The sequence below is a fragment of the Photobacterium obscurum genome (assembly GCF_026191635.1).
GTDB lineage: Bacteria > Pseudomonadota > Gammaproteobacteria > Enterobacterales > Vibrionaceae > Photobacterium > Photobacterium obscurum.
Genome location: NZ_JAKRRW010000005.1, coordinates 291,551 through 308,380, shown reverse-complemented (window position 1 = coordinate 308,380; position 16,830 = coordinate 291,551). Strand labels below are relative to the sequence as shown.

The following is a 16,830-nucleotide window of genomic DNA, read 5'->3' as shown; positions in this document are numbered from 1 at the left end:
TATATATCAGAAGGTTATGAGCTTTCAAGCACAGGTGGAGAATTGGCACATTATTCGCAAATATAGAGTAAGTAACCTCGGACTGCACATTATCCATTGCTGTTACTTCCCCCCGATTGAACAGCAATTATTTAGTCCAACTTGCCCCGGTCTTCGGGGCTATTTTTTACCTAATCAAAATCAACAACCAGACGCATTAGCTGCTCGTCAGTAAGCCATGTATTGGAATGAAACTGATAACAATACAAGGATGTGTCGTGGCTTGCGTGCTCGGTTGGTGTCAAATAACCCGCGAATTGATAACAGCCAAGTAACGTCATCTCGTAAGAAGCCTTTAATTCCAACGGTGCATTCGCACAGAGGAACATGCAACACTTGCTCAGACGAGAGATTGTGACTCTAGCTCCAGCATCGAATTTGCTTAAATCATGATGTAGTGAATACCGGTGCAAACGGGCAGCTAGCCCACCTTTACCAGGAGAGAAGGCGATATCCGGCTGCACACCGTGCTGATACGCCGGCATCATTAACTTCTGAAGGGCTTTGTTTTGAACTTTAACTAAACTCATGGCACCCCCATAAACTATTGTTCCAATCCACTTTATGGGCTGAATTTTACCGCAAAATAATTCTCCCTAAGTCTTTTAACTCTAGACTAATTTTTGTAACCGATACTAAATTTTTTGTCCTTTTAATTACCGAATATTATACGCTTTATAAAATCAGCGCTCTATCAGGTTAATTAGTTTCGAACAATAGTCAGAGGTAGGGAGAAGAAACGGCGAATCAAAACCAAATACATGGTGGGAAACTGCAGCAAGAAAGTCACACAGCTAGGCAAGAAAAGTCAATTTACACTGTAAACCATGTCAGGCACTATTAACTGAAAATGAATTTACAGTGTAAATATCAAAAGGACTTACAACGATGCAAATTCCGTAATTTCACTCTGGCCACGCTCCTGAAGGAAATCAAGGAAACAACGCGGATGGTGAGTCACCACCTGCTGAATGGGAAAATCAACCTTGGCTAATAGCTGACTGGCATGGCGGAAATTACCGACATCATGGGCGAAATGGGCATCCGAGCCCGTGGTTATTCTGGCTCCCACTTCTTTGGCAAAAGCCGCTATGTCCTCACAACGAGATTCACTCCCCTTACGAGAACCACACAATGACGAATTATTTATCTCGATAAGAACATTGTGCCGAGCTGCGGCAGTGATCACCGATTCAAAATCAAAATCAAAATTTGGATTACCGAGATGCCCCAAGGCATGAGCCGCCCCCGATTGAATCACGTTCAATAACGCTTCGGTGTGTAACCCCGTCGAACCAGGTGAGAAGACCGGCTCATGAAAGCTAGCAATAACCCAATCTAACGACTGGACAATACGAGGATCCAGATCTATCTCACCCTCAGTATTTAAAATATTCGCTTCTACCCCGCGAACAATCCCGACACCATGGAGAAAGCGAGGCAGCACGCGCTGGTTGGCAAAATGCCAAAAATGCGGAGCACCCGGCATTGTTGGCGCATGATCAGTGACACAGAATAAAGACAAACCATTGTCTGCTGCGGCATGCGCATTTTCAAGCAGCGTACTATAAGCATGGCCGCTGGAAATGGTATGGGTATGGGTATCAATCACAAACTTCATAAACTGGATCCTTACTCGCTTAAATTCGGTTAATCCTAAATACGTGCCATACCACTAAACTGGCTTGAGGTACCCAGCTTCAACATAGCCGGGTAAAAAATTCGCGCATCGCGTGCTCTGCCTTTTTTCGGCTAGCATAACCAAAATCAGCAACAACCTTCGACCACGGCTGTCGTTGGAAAATTTTGGCAACGGCAAAATATGACACTTCGCTCAAGGCATCATCATCTGTCAGCAATAGTCTGGCTAACCCTGTTTCAAGGCTGGCTATCACCAAGTCGTAACCGAGCCCGCCTTGGGAGAAAACTCTTAGTTGATGTTCAACCAGCGGAGTCATGGGCGGTAATGGAAAAGCGTCTCGGCTCAGGGCATACCGATACAGCTTAACAAACAGCTCGCAATCAAGCTCGGAGAATTGTTCGTAACGTTGGGCTTGAAAGTTCACCGCGAAAACATCACCAGCGCTATGAAGCCAACATTCTGCGGCGGGGGAAAGAGGTTGCACACACAAGAGCGAATGGGCACCACTTGCAGCATCTTTGGTTACACCCAAGCGTACAGGCGAATAACCGGCCTTATGCCAGAAATCAAATAACTCAGAAACCAAACCAAAACTTGTACCAAGGTAATCTAGCTGATGCTCAACGGCCCACTGCTGGCAAAACTGCAACAGCGCCAACCCGAGCCCTTGTTGTTGTCGCTCAGGATGTACAGCAATACGCATAATACGCGCGCAGCGCTGAATGGCTGCTTGCTCAAAGCCGACATGGGCGGCTACGGACTGCGCCAGCAAATGTCCCTTCGGCCGACGTTTTCCCATAAGGATTTGCTGCGCCAAATCAGGAGAAAAGCCACCTTCAAGACTCAGAAGACAACAACCGAGGATCTCGCTGCCGGACTCCGCCACGACCAACTGAACTGAATCATCATTGAGCAGCTGAACAATATCTGCAGGCGATGTTTGATAATGCGCATTGACCAGTAATCCGAATAACTGGGATAGACGCAGCTCATCGTCAACCAAGCCATCAGTTGGTAACACTCGGTAGCCAATAGCAGGCTCGGCCTCAGCGCTCAGATCAAGAACGGCATATTCGGCATCCAAAAGCAGCGCCTTAAACACCCAACGTTCTAGTGGATCATCGTCAGCCCAGCGAATTGGCTGCGCTAATCTCAACTGACGCCATTGCGGAGTCATGGCATCTAATTGCTGGCGGAACTTAATAGCAAAACCACGTCCCGTACCCTCATAACCATGGACGGTACTGGCAAACGCAATCCGGTTATAACGGGACAACAAGCGGTTCAGCATCGGGGCCGGAATAGCCGCCGCTTCATCGACGATCAAAAAATCCAATGGCACATTGTCGTTAAGCAGTGCATCGGGGGAAAAAAACTGCAGCTCACTCTCTGCGAAATTGAGTTGTTTTTTCTGGTCGTAATCGAGCTCAAGCCGACGCGCCACATGGGAAAATAATGTATCCGCATTAGCAAAAGCAGGAGCGGTTACGCCGATACGGATCTTCCTTTCTATCATCAGGCTGGCAGCAGCAATGCCCAACGCACTCGACTTGCCTCGTCCGCGATCAGCTGTCAATACCAAGGGCCGTTTGCGGTGTCCCGTTACAACACGGCGGACAGCCATCACAGCCTCATACTGCTCTACAGTCAGACAACCATACTCTTCATCCGTATATTCATTACAGTCAGAGTGTACAGCAGGCAATGCAGGAAAAGGCTGGTCTTGCTTGAGACGGAAGACTTCTGGCATCGATAGCAGGCGAGACAGGCGGCGGGTAAACGGCTGTTGCTCGCCACAGTGACTGAACCACTGAGGTGGGACAAGCATCAGTAAAACGCCCCCACCAACTATTGTCCCCGATAGTGCGCCGAGCGCCTCAGCATCAAATGCCTGATGAGCATTATAAACTAGGCAATCGCACTCTTGACCAAGTAGCTTCTTGGCTTTTTTCAGCGCTATCGAGGGCATATTTTCCGGGGCAGATTCGCCAGCCCAGAGAGGCGATGCATAGTGAGAGGCAAAAGTTTGGGCGACTTTCTCTCCCCACAAGACATCGCCTTCAACAGCAATAAGATAACGGACGTTGGCCCGCTTAGCACTGTTGACTAGCGCGGTACTAAAACCAGTAAGATCAGACATCACAATACTCGACAATTACTAACGTCGTGATAATACCATGGCGGAGATCATGAGCGTCAACAATCCCCATTCTGATCTAATACCAAGCTGAATAATTATCTGGCCTATCAGCAAGATTGAAAAGACTCTGATACAAGGCGCTTGATTATAGGCGTATTCATATCCATCAAAATCAAGCAACACGGTAGCTGAACCTTTGCAACTCGCCCTTCGGGAGCACGCCAGCCGCTCGATATCTACCGCAAATTTTTTTGATGTAGAACCACTATATCTTTATCAATTTGGGTTGCTCTCAAACGGCAGGTAGCGCTCTGATTGGATCAGATAATTGTTCAGTTTGGGATAAAACAAATAAACTAAGAGCAAAAAAAACCACGCCGGAGCGTGGTTTAGTCAGGAAGGCTGAACACTACTTTAGATAATCAGAGAGGTAAGCAAGAATTTCATCGGCCTGCCTTTCTGTCAGCTTTTTCAATTTCAATTGCAGCTTATCACCATCGCGGGTAAAGCTGACCTTTCCTTTGATCAAATCCTGCGCCTTGGGCTTTGGCGCTTCAAGCTCGACCTTCGGCTGAAGTGCATCGCTGATCTGCTCAAGCTGCATCGTCACTTCACGGGTAATACGGGTAATGCCCTGAGCATCAATCTTCTTCCACATCGCTGTTTCGCCGTCAGTCAGTTGGCTAACCAACTGCTGCTGCTGTTCGTCATTCAAGCCGAAAAACAAACGGTGTAGCTTAACAATGGTCGGACGGCCTAACTCGCCAACACTTGGGTAAGCCATAAGCAGCTCCATCGGCAAGCTTGCCGCTTTCAACGCACCACTCACGAGGGCTTCGCTGCATTGGCAATATCTCGCCAGCTCTTTCTGATCGGCTACTTTTCCGGTCGTCAGCAGCAGCTGCATCTCCTTCCCTCTTTCATACAATGAAAGTGGCTTATGGGCATTGGCGACATCGGATAAGAATTTGGCGTGCTCGCTGTTGATCCCCTTGGCAACATAGATGAGAAAATCCTTCTCGGCCAAGATACACGACATACGGCGACGACTACCATCAAGCACCTCGATGTTACCGTCATCCAACCAGCGACCTACCGCAGGATATTGCTGGCCACGATCTTTCAGTGTGGTCAAAATATCGGCTAGGGCGTGCTCATTAAGGAAAGCCTGCTCACGGGCGTTTTCCGCAAATACACGGGTTTTTTGTTCTACGTCGGTAGCATTAATCTTAACCAGCTCAAAAGCAACAGTGTCTTCACCGGCGACAGCCAGTTCAATCACCGAGGCTTTATCACGGGCTGCAGTTTGCGCTTCGGTTACATTAGTCGCGCGGCGTTTATCTGCTTTTCCGAACAGACGAGCATTGAGATCTTTGGTTTTAATTGCCATCTGTTATGTTACTCCTGATTTAAATTTGCCCAGTGACTGTGCATAACGCGCTCTAATTCAAGCCCGACACGCTGGATCGCATCCTGAGCCGTGGACAAGGTTTTCTTGCCACCTTCAAATTCAGCCGCAGTTAAGTCAAACACCGTACTGTATGTATCAGCACAGGTTTCAAATGCACGGCTACGTGGTACTGTTGCCATCATTACCTGATCGCGCAGCAGATAATTCATTTCAGTGAGTACTGATACCTGCTTCTTGTTATCGTCTTCAAACATCGTCGGCATCAAACGGATAAATTCAAGTCCGTGCCACTCTTCCGGGAACATTTCATATACCGTCGGTAGATGCTGGAAAAAGTTTACCGTCGATGCCCAGTCAAGTCGCTTGGCAGCACAAGGGATGATCAGTGCATTGGAAGCATACATCGCATTCCAAACCAGCGGATCGATATGCGGGCCAGTGTCAATCATAATCATGTCGAACTGATCGGCAATCGGGTCAATCACCCGCTCTTTGAGCAAGCGTACGATATCCAAGTCCTGGTTGACCGCCAGATCTTGCCATGCATCAGCATTGAACATTGCATCCTCCGGGAAGGCAGCAATCGTTTTCAAGTTCGGGTACTGCGTTGGCATCACCACGTTATTCATCAGGAAGTCTTGGTCAATTTCCTGGCCTTCCGGTACATTGCCCAGCATGACATCGACTGCAGAATAAATCGTTTCCTGATCACCAACACTGATCTGTGGGTTGAGGAATAGTCGCAGCGAGCCCTGCGGATCTAGGTCAATCAAACAGATACGATAACGTTTATCCAGATCCAGTGCCAAGCAGGCAGCCAGGTGTACTGCCGTCATCGACTTGCCTGTGCCACCTTTTTGGTTCTGAACATTAACGATCCAAGGTTTGCGGCCCGCACCCTCACGCTCATAAAAAGCCGGTTTCTTGGCTGCTTCCATCAGCTGATGGGCTTCTTCAAGCGTAATAGAATAATGGTTGGCATTATTCTTGGTGAACTGATGACCAGCAGCCTCCATACGTGAAATGGCATCATCCAACTTACGGCGAGTAAGGCCAGAGCGCGTTTCCATCAATGCTTTCGACATTGGCGGGAAAAGCTCTTCACGACGCTCTTCTAATACGATTTCGATTCGGTCAGCCTGAACCTGTTTAGTCTGCTCCGCAATATTGAGCAAATTTTGAATCGTCTGTTCCCTATTCATTGTTATTGTTCGCCATAATTAGTATTTGGCTATATTGTACAGCAAACAACACCTTAGACAATAAAAAGCTGAACATATCAGTGTGATATTCATCTCAAGTGAAAATACGAAATAAGAGCAAAAACGTCTCTTCGGGCCAAATTCTTTCGCGAAAAGTTACCTATAACTAGGCCTAAAATAACAAAAGATGAAAGTGTTACAGCGTCACTATTTTACAATGTAAATTGTCATTCTTCCGGAAGCGTATAAATATCGGAACAAATTACGGAAGGTGTCATTTCAATTTGAAAATGCTTAAAACCTAGGCTCACCATAAAATAAGTGATTTCATCATGACACAAGTGTTTTTTGACAAAATCAGCATGAAAACAAGGAAATTATGGCCACCAAGTCATTTTCGAGCAACAATCAACCAATCTGACTTGATCATCGTTCCGGGATTAATCGTTATTTCAGAAACGATGATCAAGGAAAAATACGATGTAAATTTGTCTGCGGGAAGCTGCGGGGATCAGCCTGAGCACACGGAAAAATGATCAAGTGGATGATCATAGTTCTTTGTACGCGATTAACTTCACTCGGAAGCATGAGTAACAATCGCTAAATTACGGTGATTGCAGGTTGCAACTGGCTTCGGCGCCCATATTTTTAGCTGAAACTCTATTAAATCAACGTAAAGAACCAAAACAGTGAAAGAATTGAAATGCACTGCAGCAGACTTGATCATTGATCCGGGCTCGGACACATGCTAATTGCGAAAAAGATTACGGTAAGTTGCATTTCAATTTTGGCTAAAATACACCCAGACCGAGATAGACAACTTGGATCAATGGTCGAATTGACATTGCTATGATCATTTTTCCGGGCGAAATTGGTCAGTATAAACGGTTAAACAGGATCATCTGAGCGATCTCACTGAATAAGCCTGTGGATAACCTGTAATAAATACATGATCATTGTTTCAGGATTATATTGATCATCGTTACGGCCGTGTGATGATCATCCTTCCAATCGCGGTTTGATCATCGTTTCTGGCTATTTATGATCAGTGTTCCGAGAGTTCTTTGATCATCTTTCCAGTGCGCCTAAAATTAAAACCACTTATAATCATCAACTTACGGCAAATCTTTCGCTCGGATCATAAGATCACCATATCAATAAGATCAAAATAAACAGAAAGATCAGTATTTAAATATTTAAATAAAAAGAGCTTTCTTTCTTGATCTTTTTCTATTAATCTTTTCGGAAAGATGATGGTTCTACGGCTAATGACAAATGAAATCCCCTGGCAACACCGATAATAAGAACATTGAAAAAATATTGATCCAGGCTCCACGATCCCACAAAGATGGTCACCTTTTTGCTATTCCATCAGCATTGGTCGACTGGTTGCCGCAATATCAGCACTTCAAAGGTGTTACCAAAAGTATTATCGAATTGCTTAACCTCATTTCATTACGTGGCCTATCAAGCCAAGACGGTATGGTGTCGACGACTGAACTGGTCGAAGCCACAGAAGGTCAGTTAACGCGTGCGGCTATCCAGCAACGGTTACGTGCTGCCGTTACGATTGGCTTGTTTAACCAGCAACCGGTAAGGTTTGAAGAAGGTTTGGCTGGTAAAACCATGCTGCATCATTTTATCAATCCAGCACTGCTGATTTCTCAGCTAGGAACCGGCAGCCTTAATTCAGAACAAAGCAAAGCCAAGGAAAAACAGAAACGTTCTAAGGCGCTAGCGCAAAACCATGTTAACCGACGCCTGCTGAATGAATACGGCCTTGGTACACCACCGACAATGCCTGACGAAGCCGATCAAATTGTAGTATCGCCAACAAGCTGGGCTGGGATCATTGATCAAGCGTTGGCACCGCCACGAACCAAGAAAAGCTACCAGAAATCAATGGTGGCGATCAGCGGTACCAAAGCGATCATAGAAACACGATCTTCCAAGTCGATCATGACGGTCGATGATCTGATGACCTTGTTTGCGTTATTTACGCTAACGGTTCAGTACCATGATCACCATATTGCGGATTATGAGATCCAGTCCCGAAGTATGGGCAACAAAACACCGGTTTACATCACAGATATTCTTGCTTTGCGAGGCAAGAAAGACAGTGGTCCGGCTCGGGATTCTATACGCGAAAGTATTGATCGGATTGAATTTACAGATTTTCAATTGCATGAGCTAACCGGTCGCTGGCTAAGTGAAAACATGCCCGAAGGCTTTAAAAGTGATCGCTTCCGTTTCCTGGCCCGCACGATCACGGCCTCGGAAGAAGCTCCGCAGGAAGGTGAAGACGGAGAGATCCGGATCAAGCCCAATTTGTACATTTTGGTGTGGGAGCCTTCATTTTTTGATGAATTACTAACTCGGGACTACTTCTTCCTGTTTCCGCCGGAAATCCTTCGTCAGCATACACTGGTATTCCAGTTGTATACGTTTTTCCGAAGCCGAATGTCTCGTCGGGTCAACGACTCGATGCTGCTTAGTGAGCTGAATCAGAAACTGGCACGCAATATTGAATGGCGGCGCTTTTCTTCGGATTTGATCCGCGAATTGCGTAAATTGGCAGAGGATAAGATCACGGATCATGTGTTTGCGGTGAATTTGTGGGGTTACCATTTGACGATCTCGCCGCTGGAGCAAGATAAGCGCTACTGTGATTATCAGATCGATATCAAGTGTGATGCCGACGAGGTGATCCGTTACTCCCGTGCCAAAACAACCAATGAAGGCAAACGGACGATGGCGCCGACGATGCCGAACCCGCTACGTAATGAGATCATGCCCAAGCAGCAGCTTGATCAGCTTTCCGAGATCATTGATGGTGAGTTTGAGCCGATCCAGCGTAAAGAAGGCCGAACTAAAGGGCGATTAGGCCGCCGGGTTAAACTCAGAAAGCATTTGGTTGAGATCAATGCCGACGAATTAACGATCATCTTATCGAAATATACTTCTTCAGAAGCCCTACAACGCAGTATCACGGCTTTATCGGCAATGACTGGACACTCGGCTACTTCTATAACGGAAGAGTGTAACAGCTTGCTGGAGAAGCTTGATTGGCTTCGTGTCGGTGGCGAGGTCGTTACCTATGACACCTTGAGCAAGACGATTGAGCTTTATAACAGCCAACAGGACGAACGTCATCTCTCTATTGAGCGATTGATTTCGGGACTTGCCGTACGGCGTAAGGTTTGTAAGCTGGTACAGGAAGGCCATATGAACGAACAGGTTATGAAGGCGCTTGATGATGTAGCTCGCGGGGTTTAACTTCTCTTAATATCACCGGATATGATATTTACACTGTAAATTAAATGACCATTGTGACTGATAATTGCACTTGGCGCACAGCTGGATAGTCGGGAAAGAACCTAGGTTCTTTCCCGATTTTTTTTGGCCGAATGTTTGCTGGCTATGAGAAGTGAAGCGGTTGCGCTGATATCACTAGCAAGGTAGCGTATTACGCTAAGTCACTGTTCGATAGTGCGAAGGGAGTCAAAATGTCTTGGTTGAGTGAAAGCCGTCGCGGTTTTTGGGGAGTGCTGCTAATCCTTGTTGGTTTGAATACCTCGGTAGCACAGGCACAGAGTTCCGGTGATACCGAGCGGGATAAGATCGGCTTGGTGTTGAGTGGGGGAGGAGCCAAAGGGGCTGCCCACATAGGTGTGCTTTCTGTGTTGGAGGAAAATCGGATTCCGGTCGATGTGATCACCGGTACCAGTATGGGTGCCTACGTCGGTGGGATGTATGCGATGGGGTTGTCGGCCGAGGAAGTGAAGACCCGGACCCTGGCCGCAGACTGGCAAAGCGGCTATGAAGATCGTGCCAGCCGCAATGATCTTGTTCTCCGGCGAAAGAAACAGAATGATGACTACCAGGTATATGCCGATATCGGGGTGGATATTGATGGCGAGTTTCAGGCTCGATCTGGGGCATTTCAAGGTCAGGGGATGGCGGTATTGCTGCGTTCCCTGACAGAGAATCTGCCCGAGCTATCTAGTTTCGACAACCTGGCCATTCCATACCGCGCGGTGGCGACAGATATTGCCAAAGTTGAACCTGTAGTGATCAACAATGGCCACCTCGCAACGGCTATGCAGGCTTCAATGACGGTGCCTGGGGCGTTGAAGCCGGTGCGCTGGAACCAGCACCTGCTGGTGGATGGTGGGGTGGTAAACAATATGCCTGTTGATGCGGCTTACCAGTTAGGGGCCGATGTGATTATTGCCGTTGATCTGCGCGATGCTTTGTTTAGCGAAGCCGAGCTCGATAGTGCGCTCAATATCATTGCCCAGCTGACAACTTACATGACCAACAGCAGCGCCGATCAGCAGAGAGCGCTGATGCAGCCTGATGATATTTATCTCCTGCCGGAGGTCTCATTTATGTTGGCACCTGACTTTGACAAGATGGAGCTGGCCTATAATGCCGGACGAAAAGTCGCGCTCGATGCACTGCCCGACCTGCTTCGCTACCAACTTCCACCAGCAGACTACCAGGTATATCTGAAACACAAGCATGATCGGCGCAGCCAAGTGATCGCCAATACGGCTTACTATATCGACAGAATCGAGCTTGAGAATAATACCCTGCGCTCGGATCAAGCCCTGATAGCCTTGCTTGATCTGGAAGTCAGCCGGGTCGTGTCGAATGAGGAGTTGGAACAAGCGGTCAACCAGCTCAACGCCCAAGATATTTTCGCTCGGATTACCTATCAGATAAAACAACGCGAAGACGAAAATGTTCTGGTGATGAATATCAACGAAAAATCCTGGGGACCGGGATACCTCAATTTTAAGTTTGCCTTTGAAGACGACTTTGCCAACCGCTCTGATTTTTCCTTTGGCGCGCAATATATCTATACCAACTTGACCGACAAAGGGGGCGAATGGCAATTCGAGTGGCTGCTTGGCAGCTGGAAGGAAGTGAATACCGAGTTCTATTTTCCCCTTGATTATAATAAGCAGTTTTACAGCTCGTTTGGGATTGGCTGGAACCGGGAGGTGAGGGAGTTCACTCTGACCGAAGAGCAGAGCGAGGAGATTGGTTTTGATGGCAAAAGGGTGATTGATACGGAGTATGAGCACTATACCGGTTTTGCCGAAACGGGGTGGAACCTTCAGCCTTGGAGTGCCGTAGCAGTGGGTTACCGCGGCTTGTCGGGGGAGGTCAATGAGATCGATGGTATCGACCGGCAGAAATACACGTCACACGGCCCATACCTGTCATTCGTGTATGACGATCTGGATAATTTTTACTTTCCTTCTCACGGCTTTATGCTTGAGGCTGAGATTGGATTCGGAAAAAGCCGCAGTACATTAAACAACGACGACTCAGTTGAGGGTGACAATATTTTCTATGATGCGCAGCTTTTCAAACCGTTTAGCTATCAGCGTCATTCGTTGCTGGCAATAGCGAAAGCCGGTGGCTCGGATTCTGAAGAGTTGATCCCTATCTATGTTAAAGATCTCGGAGGTTTGTTTAATCTTTCGGGCTTCCATCGCTACGAGCTTAATGGACGCTATCGCATCTTGGGGACGCTGATTTATCGCTATCGCCTGTTGGATAATCATTTCGGTGCCTTCTCTGCGCCTGTGTATATCGGTGGTTCGCTTGAGCGTGGCGGGGTATGGGATGAGCGAAGCGATATTGGCTGGGAGAGTAGTATCGGTGCCGCGAGTGTCTATCTCGGGGTCGATTCGCCGCTCGGGCCGCTGTATTTTGCCTATGGGCAGGCTGAGGGCGGTGAGAGCTCATTCTACCTCTCTGTCGGCAGTACTTTTAACTAGAGACTTTCACTCTCTGTAATTAGATGAATGTTTTGACATTTTTCTGACAATGTCATTTCCGGAGCGGGCACAATGGTTGTGGATATAACCTTTGTCCCTTTCGATGAGAAAGATGGAGATTCCCGGCATGGATGTCGGGGCTTTTTATCTTGTCACCCTCTCGGAAAGCAATATATGAGTTTTTTTGCGAGCCCCTAACCGGCTCGCTTTTTTTTTTGCCCGTCATTTGACTTCAATCGTTCCCAGCCCCCGATATCCTGAAACTTCAGAAATAACCATAAAATTACCATTTATAGTCGCACTATACTTAAAGCGTTGAACCTGAAGCTCAATGTTAATACATACCGCCGTACTATTCGGACATTGCGTGATAGCTCTTCTTATTTTTACCAGGCTGGGACCATGAGAATAACCTTGATCATTGGCTGTATTTTGCTGGCCGGTCTGGCGGCAGGAATTTGGTACAAAGAGCAAGCCCGAAGCCAGACGGCATCCTTGTCGCGTGGGGAGAAACCGAGCGTAGTGGTCGCGTTAGTTGTAAAGCAAGATGTCCGCCGCGAGGTCGAGGCCTTGGGCACGGTGAAATCCCGCGAGTCGGTTGTGTTGTCGGCCAAGGTCACCGAGAAAGTCGACAAGGTGCACTTTTCGGATGGCCAGCAGGTGAAGGCGGGAGAGCTGCTGGTAACCTTGCTGTCGGGGGAGCAGAAAGCCAAGGTGCGGGCAGCCAAGGCCAACCTTAAAGAGCATCAGCGGGAATACAAACGAATTGAAGGGCTTGTAAAGCGCAATACAATTGCCAGCTCCGAGCTGGACAAACTTTTCACTGATATCGAGGTTGCCCGTGCAGTGTTAGCCCAGAACCAGGCCGAGCTGGAAGCGCGGTTTATTCTGGCTCCCTTTTCCGGCTTGCTGGGATTTCGCCAGATCAGCCCCGGGGCATTGGTGACGCCCGGTACGGTGATCACCACACTCGATGATCTGGCTAAGGTGAAGCTCGATTTTACCATTCCGGAACAGTTTATCGGTGAGTTGCAGCTTGATTCTATCATCGAGGGCAGTGTGGCGGCATTCCCCCAACAGCAGTTTTCTGGCCTGGTTACCAGTATCGATAGCCGGGTCGATCCGTTGACCCGGGCGATTGTGGTTCGCGCTGAAATTGACAACCCGCAACTGTTGCTGCGTCCCGGTATGCTGATGACCCTGAGCCTGATTGTCGAGCAGCGAGAAGGGCTGGTGGTACCAGAGGAAGCCTTGGTACCTCGTCAGCACAACAATTACCTGTTTGTGGTCAACAGCGACAGTGTGGTCGAACAGCGTCGGGTTGAAGTTGGTTTCCGACGTCGGGGAGAAGCTGAAATTCTCAGCGGGGTCACGGAAGGCGAGCGGATCATTATCCGTGGTATCCAGCGGGTACGCCCCGGCCAGGCGGTTGAAACCCGCCAGAGCGAGCGCTTCAGTTATCAGGAGGCAGGCTGATGCTATTGACAGATATCTCGGTCAAGCGACCGGTATTTGGGTCGGTGATCAGCTTGTTGCTGATCACCTTCGGCCTGGTGGCCTATGAAAAGCTGCCGCTGCGGGAATACCCCAATATTGACCCGCCTGTTGTGACGGTATCCACCAGCTATCGCGGCGCCTCGGCATCGATTGTCGAGACCAGTATTACCCAGCTGGTGGAAGACCGTATTTCCGGGTTGGAGGGGATACGAAATATCAGCTCGCAAAGCCGGGATGGCCGCTCGACGGTGACGCTGGAATTTGGTATTGGACGTGATATTGATGCCGCCGCCAACGATGTTCGTGATCGGATATCCGGGATCTTGAATAATCTGCCAGACGAGGCGGAGCCGCCAGAGGTTCAGAAAGCGGCTGGCAGCTCGGAAGTGATCATGTGGCTGAATCTGGTGTCTGATCGGATGGATACTCTGGAGCTGACCGATTATGCCAGTCGTTACCTGGTCGATCGGTTCTCGGTGATAGACGGGGTTGCCAATATCCGGATCGGTGGCGGGAAGGAATATGCCCTGCGGATCTGGATTGACCGGCAGAAGTTGGCGGCCCGTGGGCTGACAGTGTCAGATATTGAGGGGGCACTGCGTGCCGATAATGTCGAGCTGCCGGCTGGCTCTATCGAGTCGCAGAGTCGGCAGTTTTCTATCCGCACTCAGCGCAGCTTTATTGATCCGGAAGACTTTGCCCGACTGGTGGTCGGGGCCGGGGCGGATGGGTATCTGATCCGGCTCGGTGACGTCGCGCGGGTAGCACTGGCGGCCGAGGAAGAGCGCATTACTTTTCGCGGTAATACCCAAGACATGATTGGACTGGGGATCAACCGCCAGTCGACGGCCAATACCTTGCAAGTTGCCAATGCCGTCAATGCCCTTGTGGATAAGATCAATCCGACTCTGCCCGAAGGGATGGAAATCAAACGCTCCTACGATTCGTCGGTATTTATTCAGGCCTCTATCGATGAAGTCTACAAGACCCTGTTTATCGCGTTGTTGCTGGTGGTGCTGGTCATCTACCTGTTCCTCGGCAGCGTACGCGCCATGCTGATCCCGGCCCTGACGCTGCCGGTGTCGTTGATTGGTAGTTTTACTGTGCTGTATGCCCTTGGCTTTACCATTAACCTGCTGACACTGTTGGCATTGATTCTGGCCATAGGCATCGTGGTCGATGACGCAATTGTGATGCTGGAGAATATCCACCGCCGGATCGAGCTTGGGGAGCCGCCGCTCAAGGCAGCCTTTCTCGGTGCTCGTCAGGTGAGCTTTGCGATTGTTGCCACCACTGTGGTGCTGGTATCGGTTTTTCTGCCGATTGGCTTTCTGGAAGGGGATCTGGGCAAGCTGTTTCGTGAGTTTTCGATAGCCATCAGTACTGCCGTGATTTTATCATCACTGGTTGCGCTGACCCTGAGCCCGATGATGGGGTCGAAAATCATGCGCCGGGTCGAGCACGAGCCCTGGCTGGTGAGGAAAGCGGCGGCTGTTCTTGGTGTGGTGACGGGGTTTTATCGCCGCTCGCTCGACAGCTGGCTAAAGCGTCCCTACCTCATCGCGGCAATTATGGTGGCTGCGCTGGCTGGCAGTACGTGGCTGGCAAGCCGGATCCCGTCTGAGTTTGCCCCGCGTGAAGATCGGGGGGCGATGTTTATTATCATCAATGGTCCGCAGGGGGCCAGCTATGAGTTTATGCAGCCTTATATGAATGAAATCGAACACCGGCTAATGCCGTTGGTGGAGTCAGGGGAAATCAAGCGGCTGCTGGTGCGAGCGCCGCGTGGCTGGGGACGGATCGAGGACTTTTCCAACGGTTTTGCCATTGTCGTTCTGGAGGACTGGGCACAGAGGCGTGATGCCTTCACTATTATCGGCGATATTCACCGCCGGCTGTCTGATCTGGCAGGTGTCAGGGCCTTTCCGGTCATGCGTCAGCCGTTTGGCCGCGGTGTCGGCAAGCCGGTGCAATTTGTCTTGGGGGGCGGCAGCTACGAGGAGCTGGTGTTGTGGCGGGATATCCTGCTGGATGAAGCTGCTGCCAATACCGGGTTGACCGGTGTCGATCATGACTACAAGGAAACCAAGCCCCAGCTTCGGGTGGTCATTGACCGTGACAGAGCCGGAGATCTCGGGGTGTCGCTGCGCAATATCGGCCAGACGCTGGAATCGATGCTCGGATCGCGGCTGGTGACGACCTACAAGTGGCGTGGTGAAGAGTATGATGTGGTGGTTGAAGGCCAGCGCGAGAGGCAAAACACCGCGGCGGATCTCAGCAACCTGTATGTTCGCTCGGATCGTACGGATGCGTTGATCCCGTTGTCTAGCCTGATCACCGTCGAGGAGTTTGCCGATGCTCCGCAACTCAACCGCTATAACCGGGTGAGGGCGATCACCATAGAGGCCAATCTGGCCGATCACTATACCCTGGGAGAGGGATTGGCCTACTTAAACGATCTGGTCAGGCAGCATCTTCCTGCCGATGCGGTTGTAAATTACAAAGGCGCCTCGCAGGATTACCAGGACTCCAGCACATCTGTTTTGTTTGTGTTTATTTTAGCGCTGTTGGTGGTTTTCTTGGTATTGGCGGCACAGTTTGAAAGCTACATCCATCCGTTGGTCATTATGCTGACCGTCCCTTTGGCCACTTTTGGCGCCCTGCTCGGGTTGTACTTCACTGATCAAAGTTTAAATATATATTCGCAGATAGGGATCATCATGTTGATTGGTCTGGCAGCAAAAAACGGGATCCTGATTGTCGAGTTTGCCAACCAGCTTCGGGATCAGGGGATCGAGTTTGAGCAGGCGATCATGGATGCTGCTGCGGCTCGTTTGCGGCCTATTTTGATGACTGCAATCACGACGGCGGCAGGAGCTGTGCCTTTGATCATGGCTACGGGGGCAGGGGCTGAAACCCGGTTGGTGATAGGGGTAGTGGTACTGACAGGGATACTGGTGGCGACCTTCTTTACTTTGTTGGTGATCCCGGTGGTGTACTACCTGCTGGCCCGCCATACCCACAGTCCGGAATTTGTCTCGCGTGAACTTGAAAAACAGCTGACTACGCTGCCATGAGCTTAGTAGCCAGCTTTTGATACGGTT

Annotated in this window: 10 protein-coding genes; 5 read left to right on the top strand and 5 right to left on the bottom strand. The window is 49.3% G+C overall.

Going from position 1 to position 16,830, the window contains the following annotated elements; all coding sequences use genetic code 11:
* Positions 1 to 170: 170 nt before the first annotated feature.
* The 5 genes from MD588_RS09380 to MD588_RS09360 form a co-directional block, all read right to left on the bottom strand.
* The gene (locus tag MD588_RS09380) at positions 171 to 569 is read right to left on the bottom strand and encodes a hypothetical protein (RefSeq protein ID WP_265696863.1); all 399 of its coding nucleotides are present in this window, start codon (positions 567 to 569) and stop codon (positions 171 to 173) included.
* 350 nt (positions 570 to 919) lie between these two features.
* On the bottom strand, positions 920 to 1,660 hold the full coding sequence (locus MD588_RS09375) for a phosphatase (RefSeq protein ID WP_265696862.1): 741 nt from the start codon (positions 1,658 to 1,660) through the stop codon (positions 920 to 922).
* Positions 1,661 to 1,739: 79 nt separating this feature from the next.
* Entirely contained in the window at positions 1,740 to 3,821 is a 2,082-nt protein-coding gene (locus MD588_RS09370) for a tRNA(Met) cytidine acetyltransferase TmcA (protein WP_265696861.1), read from the bottom strand.
* 409 nt (positions 3,822 to 4,230) lie between these two features.
* Complete coding sequence (locus MD588_RS09365) at positions 4,231 to 5,211, bottom strand: ParB/RepB/Spo0J family partition protein (RefSeq protein WP_265696860.1); 981 nt, start codon at positions 5,209 to 5,211, stop codon at positions 4,231 to 4,233.
* An 8-nt stretch (positions 5,212 to 5,219) separates the two neighbouring features.
* A complete protein-coding gene (locus MD588_RS09360) occupies positions 5,220 to 6,434 on the bottom strand; it encodes an AAA family ATPase (RefSeq protein WP_265696859.1) in 1,215 nt (404 codons plus the stop codon).
* Between the two features lie 332 nt (positions 6,435 to 6,766).
* Here MD588_RS09360 and MD588_RS09355 point away from each other — a divergent pair, with 332 nt between their 5' ends.
* From MD588_RS09355 to MD588_RS09335, 5 genes are all read left to right on the top strand, one after another.
* A complete protein-coding gene (locus tag MD588_RS09355; RefSeq protein ID WP_265696858.1) occupies positions 6,767 to 6,970 on the top strand; it encodes a hypothetical protein in 204 nt (67 codons plus the stop codon).
* 739 nt (positions 6,971 to 7,709) lie between these two features.
* Positions 7,710 to 9,710 carry a replication initiator protein RctB domain-containing protein gene (locus MD588_RS09350; protein WP_265696857.1) on the top strand — a complete coding sequence of 667 codons (2,001 nt, stop codon included), beginning with the start codon at positions 7,710 to 7,712 and terminating at the stop codon, positions 9,708 to 9,710.
* 230 nt (positions 9,711 to 9,940) lie between these two features.
* The gene (locus MD588_RS09345; RefSeq protein WP_265696856.1) at positions 9,941 to 12,229 is read left to right on the top strand and encodes a patatin-like phospholipase family protein; all 2,289 of its coding nucleotides are present in this window, start codon (positions 9,941 to 9,943) and stop codon (positions 12,227 to 12,229) included.
* Positions 12,230 to 12,631: 402 nt separating this feature from the next.
* Complete coding sequence (locus tag MD588_RS09340; protein WP_265696855.1) at positions 12,632 to 13,705, top strand: efflux RND transporter periplasmic adaptor subunit; 1,074 nt, start codon at positions 12,632 to 12,634, stop codon at positions 13,703 to 13,705.
* The gene (locus MD588_RS09335; RefSeq protein ID WP_265696854.1) at positions 13,705 to 16,803 is read left to right on the top strand and encodes an efflux RND transporter permease subunit; all 3,099 of its coding nucleotides are present in this window, start codon (positions 13,705 to 13,707) and stop codon (positions 16,801 to 16,803) included. Before MD588_RS09340 ends, MD588_RS09335 begins: the two co-directional genes overlap by 1 nt.
* Positions 16,804 to 16,830 lie beyond the last annotated feature (27 nt).

What these genes read in the sequence shown, in the direction of transcription:
- MD588_RS09380 (WP_265696863.1), bottom strand. Translation starts at nt 569, where the DNA reads ATGAGTTTAGTTAAAGTTCAAAACAAAGCCCTTCAGAAGTTAATGATG.
- MD588_RS09375 (WP_265696862.1), bottom strand. Translation starts at nt 1,660, where the DNA reads ATGAAGTTTGTGATTGATACCCATACCCATACCATTTCCAGCGGCCAT.
- MD588_RS09370 (WP_265696861.1), bottom strand. Translation starts at nt 3,821, where the DNA reads ATGTCTGATCTTACTGGTTTTAGTACCGCGCTAGTCAACAGTGCTAAG.
- MD588_RS09365 (WP_265696860.1), bottom strand. Translation starts at nt 5,211, where the DNA reads ATGGCAATTAAAACCAAAGATCTCAATGCTCGTCTGTTCGGAAAAGCA.
- MD588_RS09360 (WP_265696859.1), bottom strand. Translation starts at nt 6,434, where the DNA reads ATGAATAGGGAACAGACGATTCAAAATTTGCTCAATATTGCGGAGCAG.
- MD588_RS09355 (WP_265696858.1), top strand. Translation starts at nt 6,767, where the DNA reads ATGACACAAGTGTTTTTTGACAAAATCAGCATGAAAACAAGGAAATTA.
- MD588_RS09350 (WP_265696857.1), top strand. Translation starts at nt 7,710, where the DNA reads ATGAAATCCCCTGGCAACACCGATAATAAGAACATTGAAAAAATATTG.
- MD588_RS09345 (WP_265696856.1), top strand. Translation starts at nt 9,941, where the DNA reads ATGTCTTGGTTGAGTGAAAGCCGTCGCGGTTTTTGGGGAGTGCTGCTA.
- MD588_RS09340 (WP_265696855.1), top strand. Translation starts at nt 12,632, where the DNA reads ATGAGAATAACCTTGATCATTGGCTGTATTTTGCTGGCCGGTCTGGCG.
- MD588_RS09335 (WP_265696854.1), top strand. Translation starts at nt 13,705, where the DNA reads ATGCTATTGACAGATATCTCGGTCAAGCGACCGGTATTTGGGTCGGTG.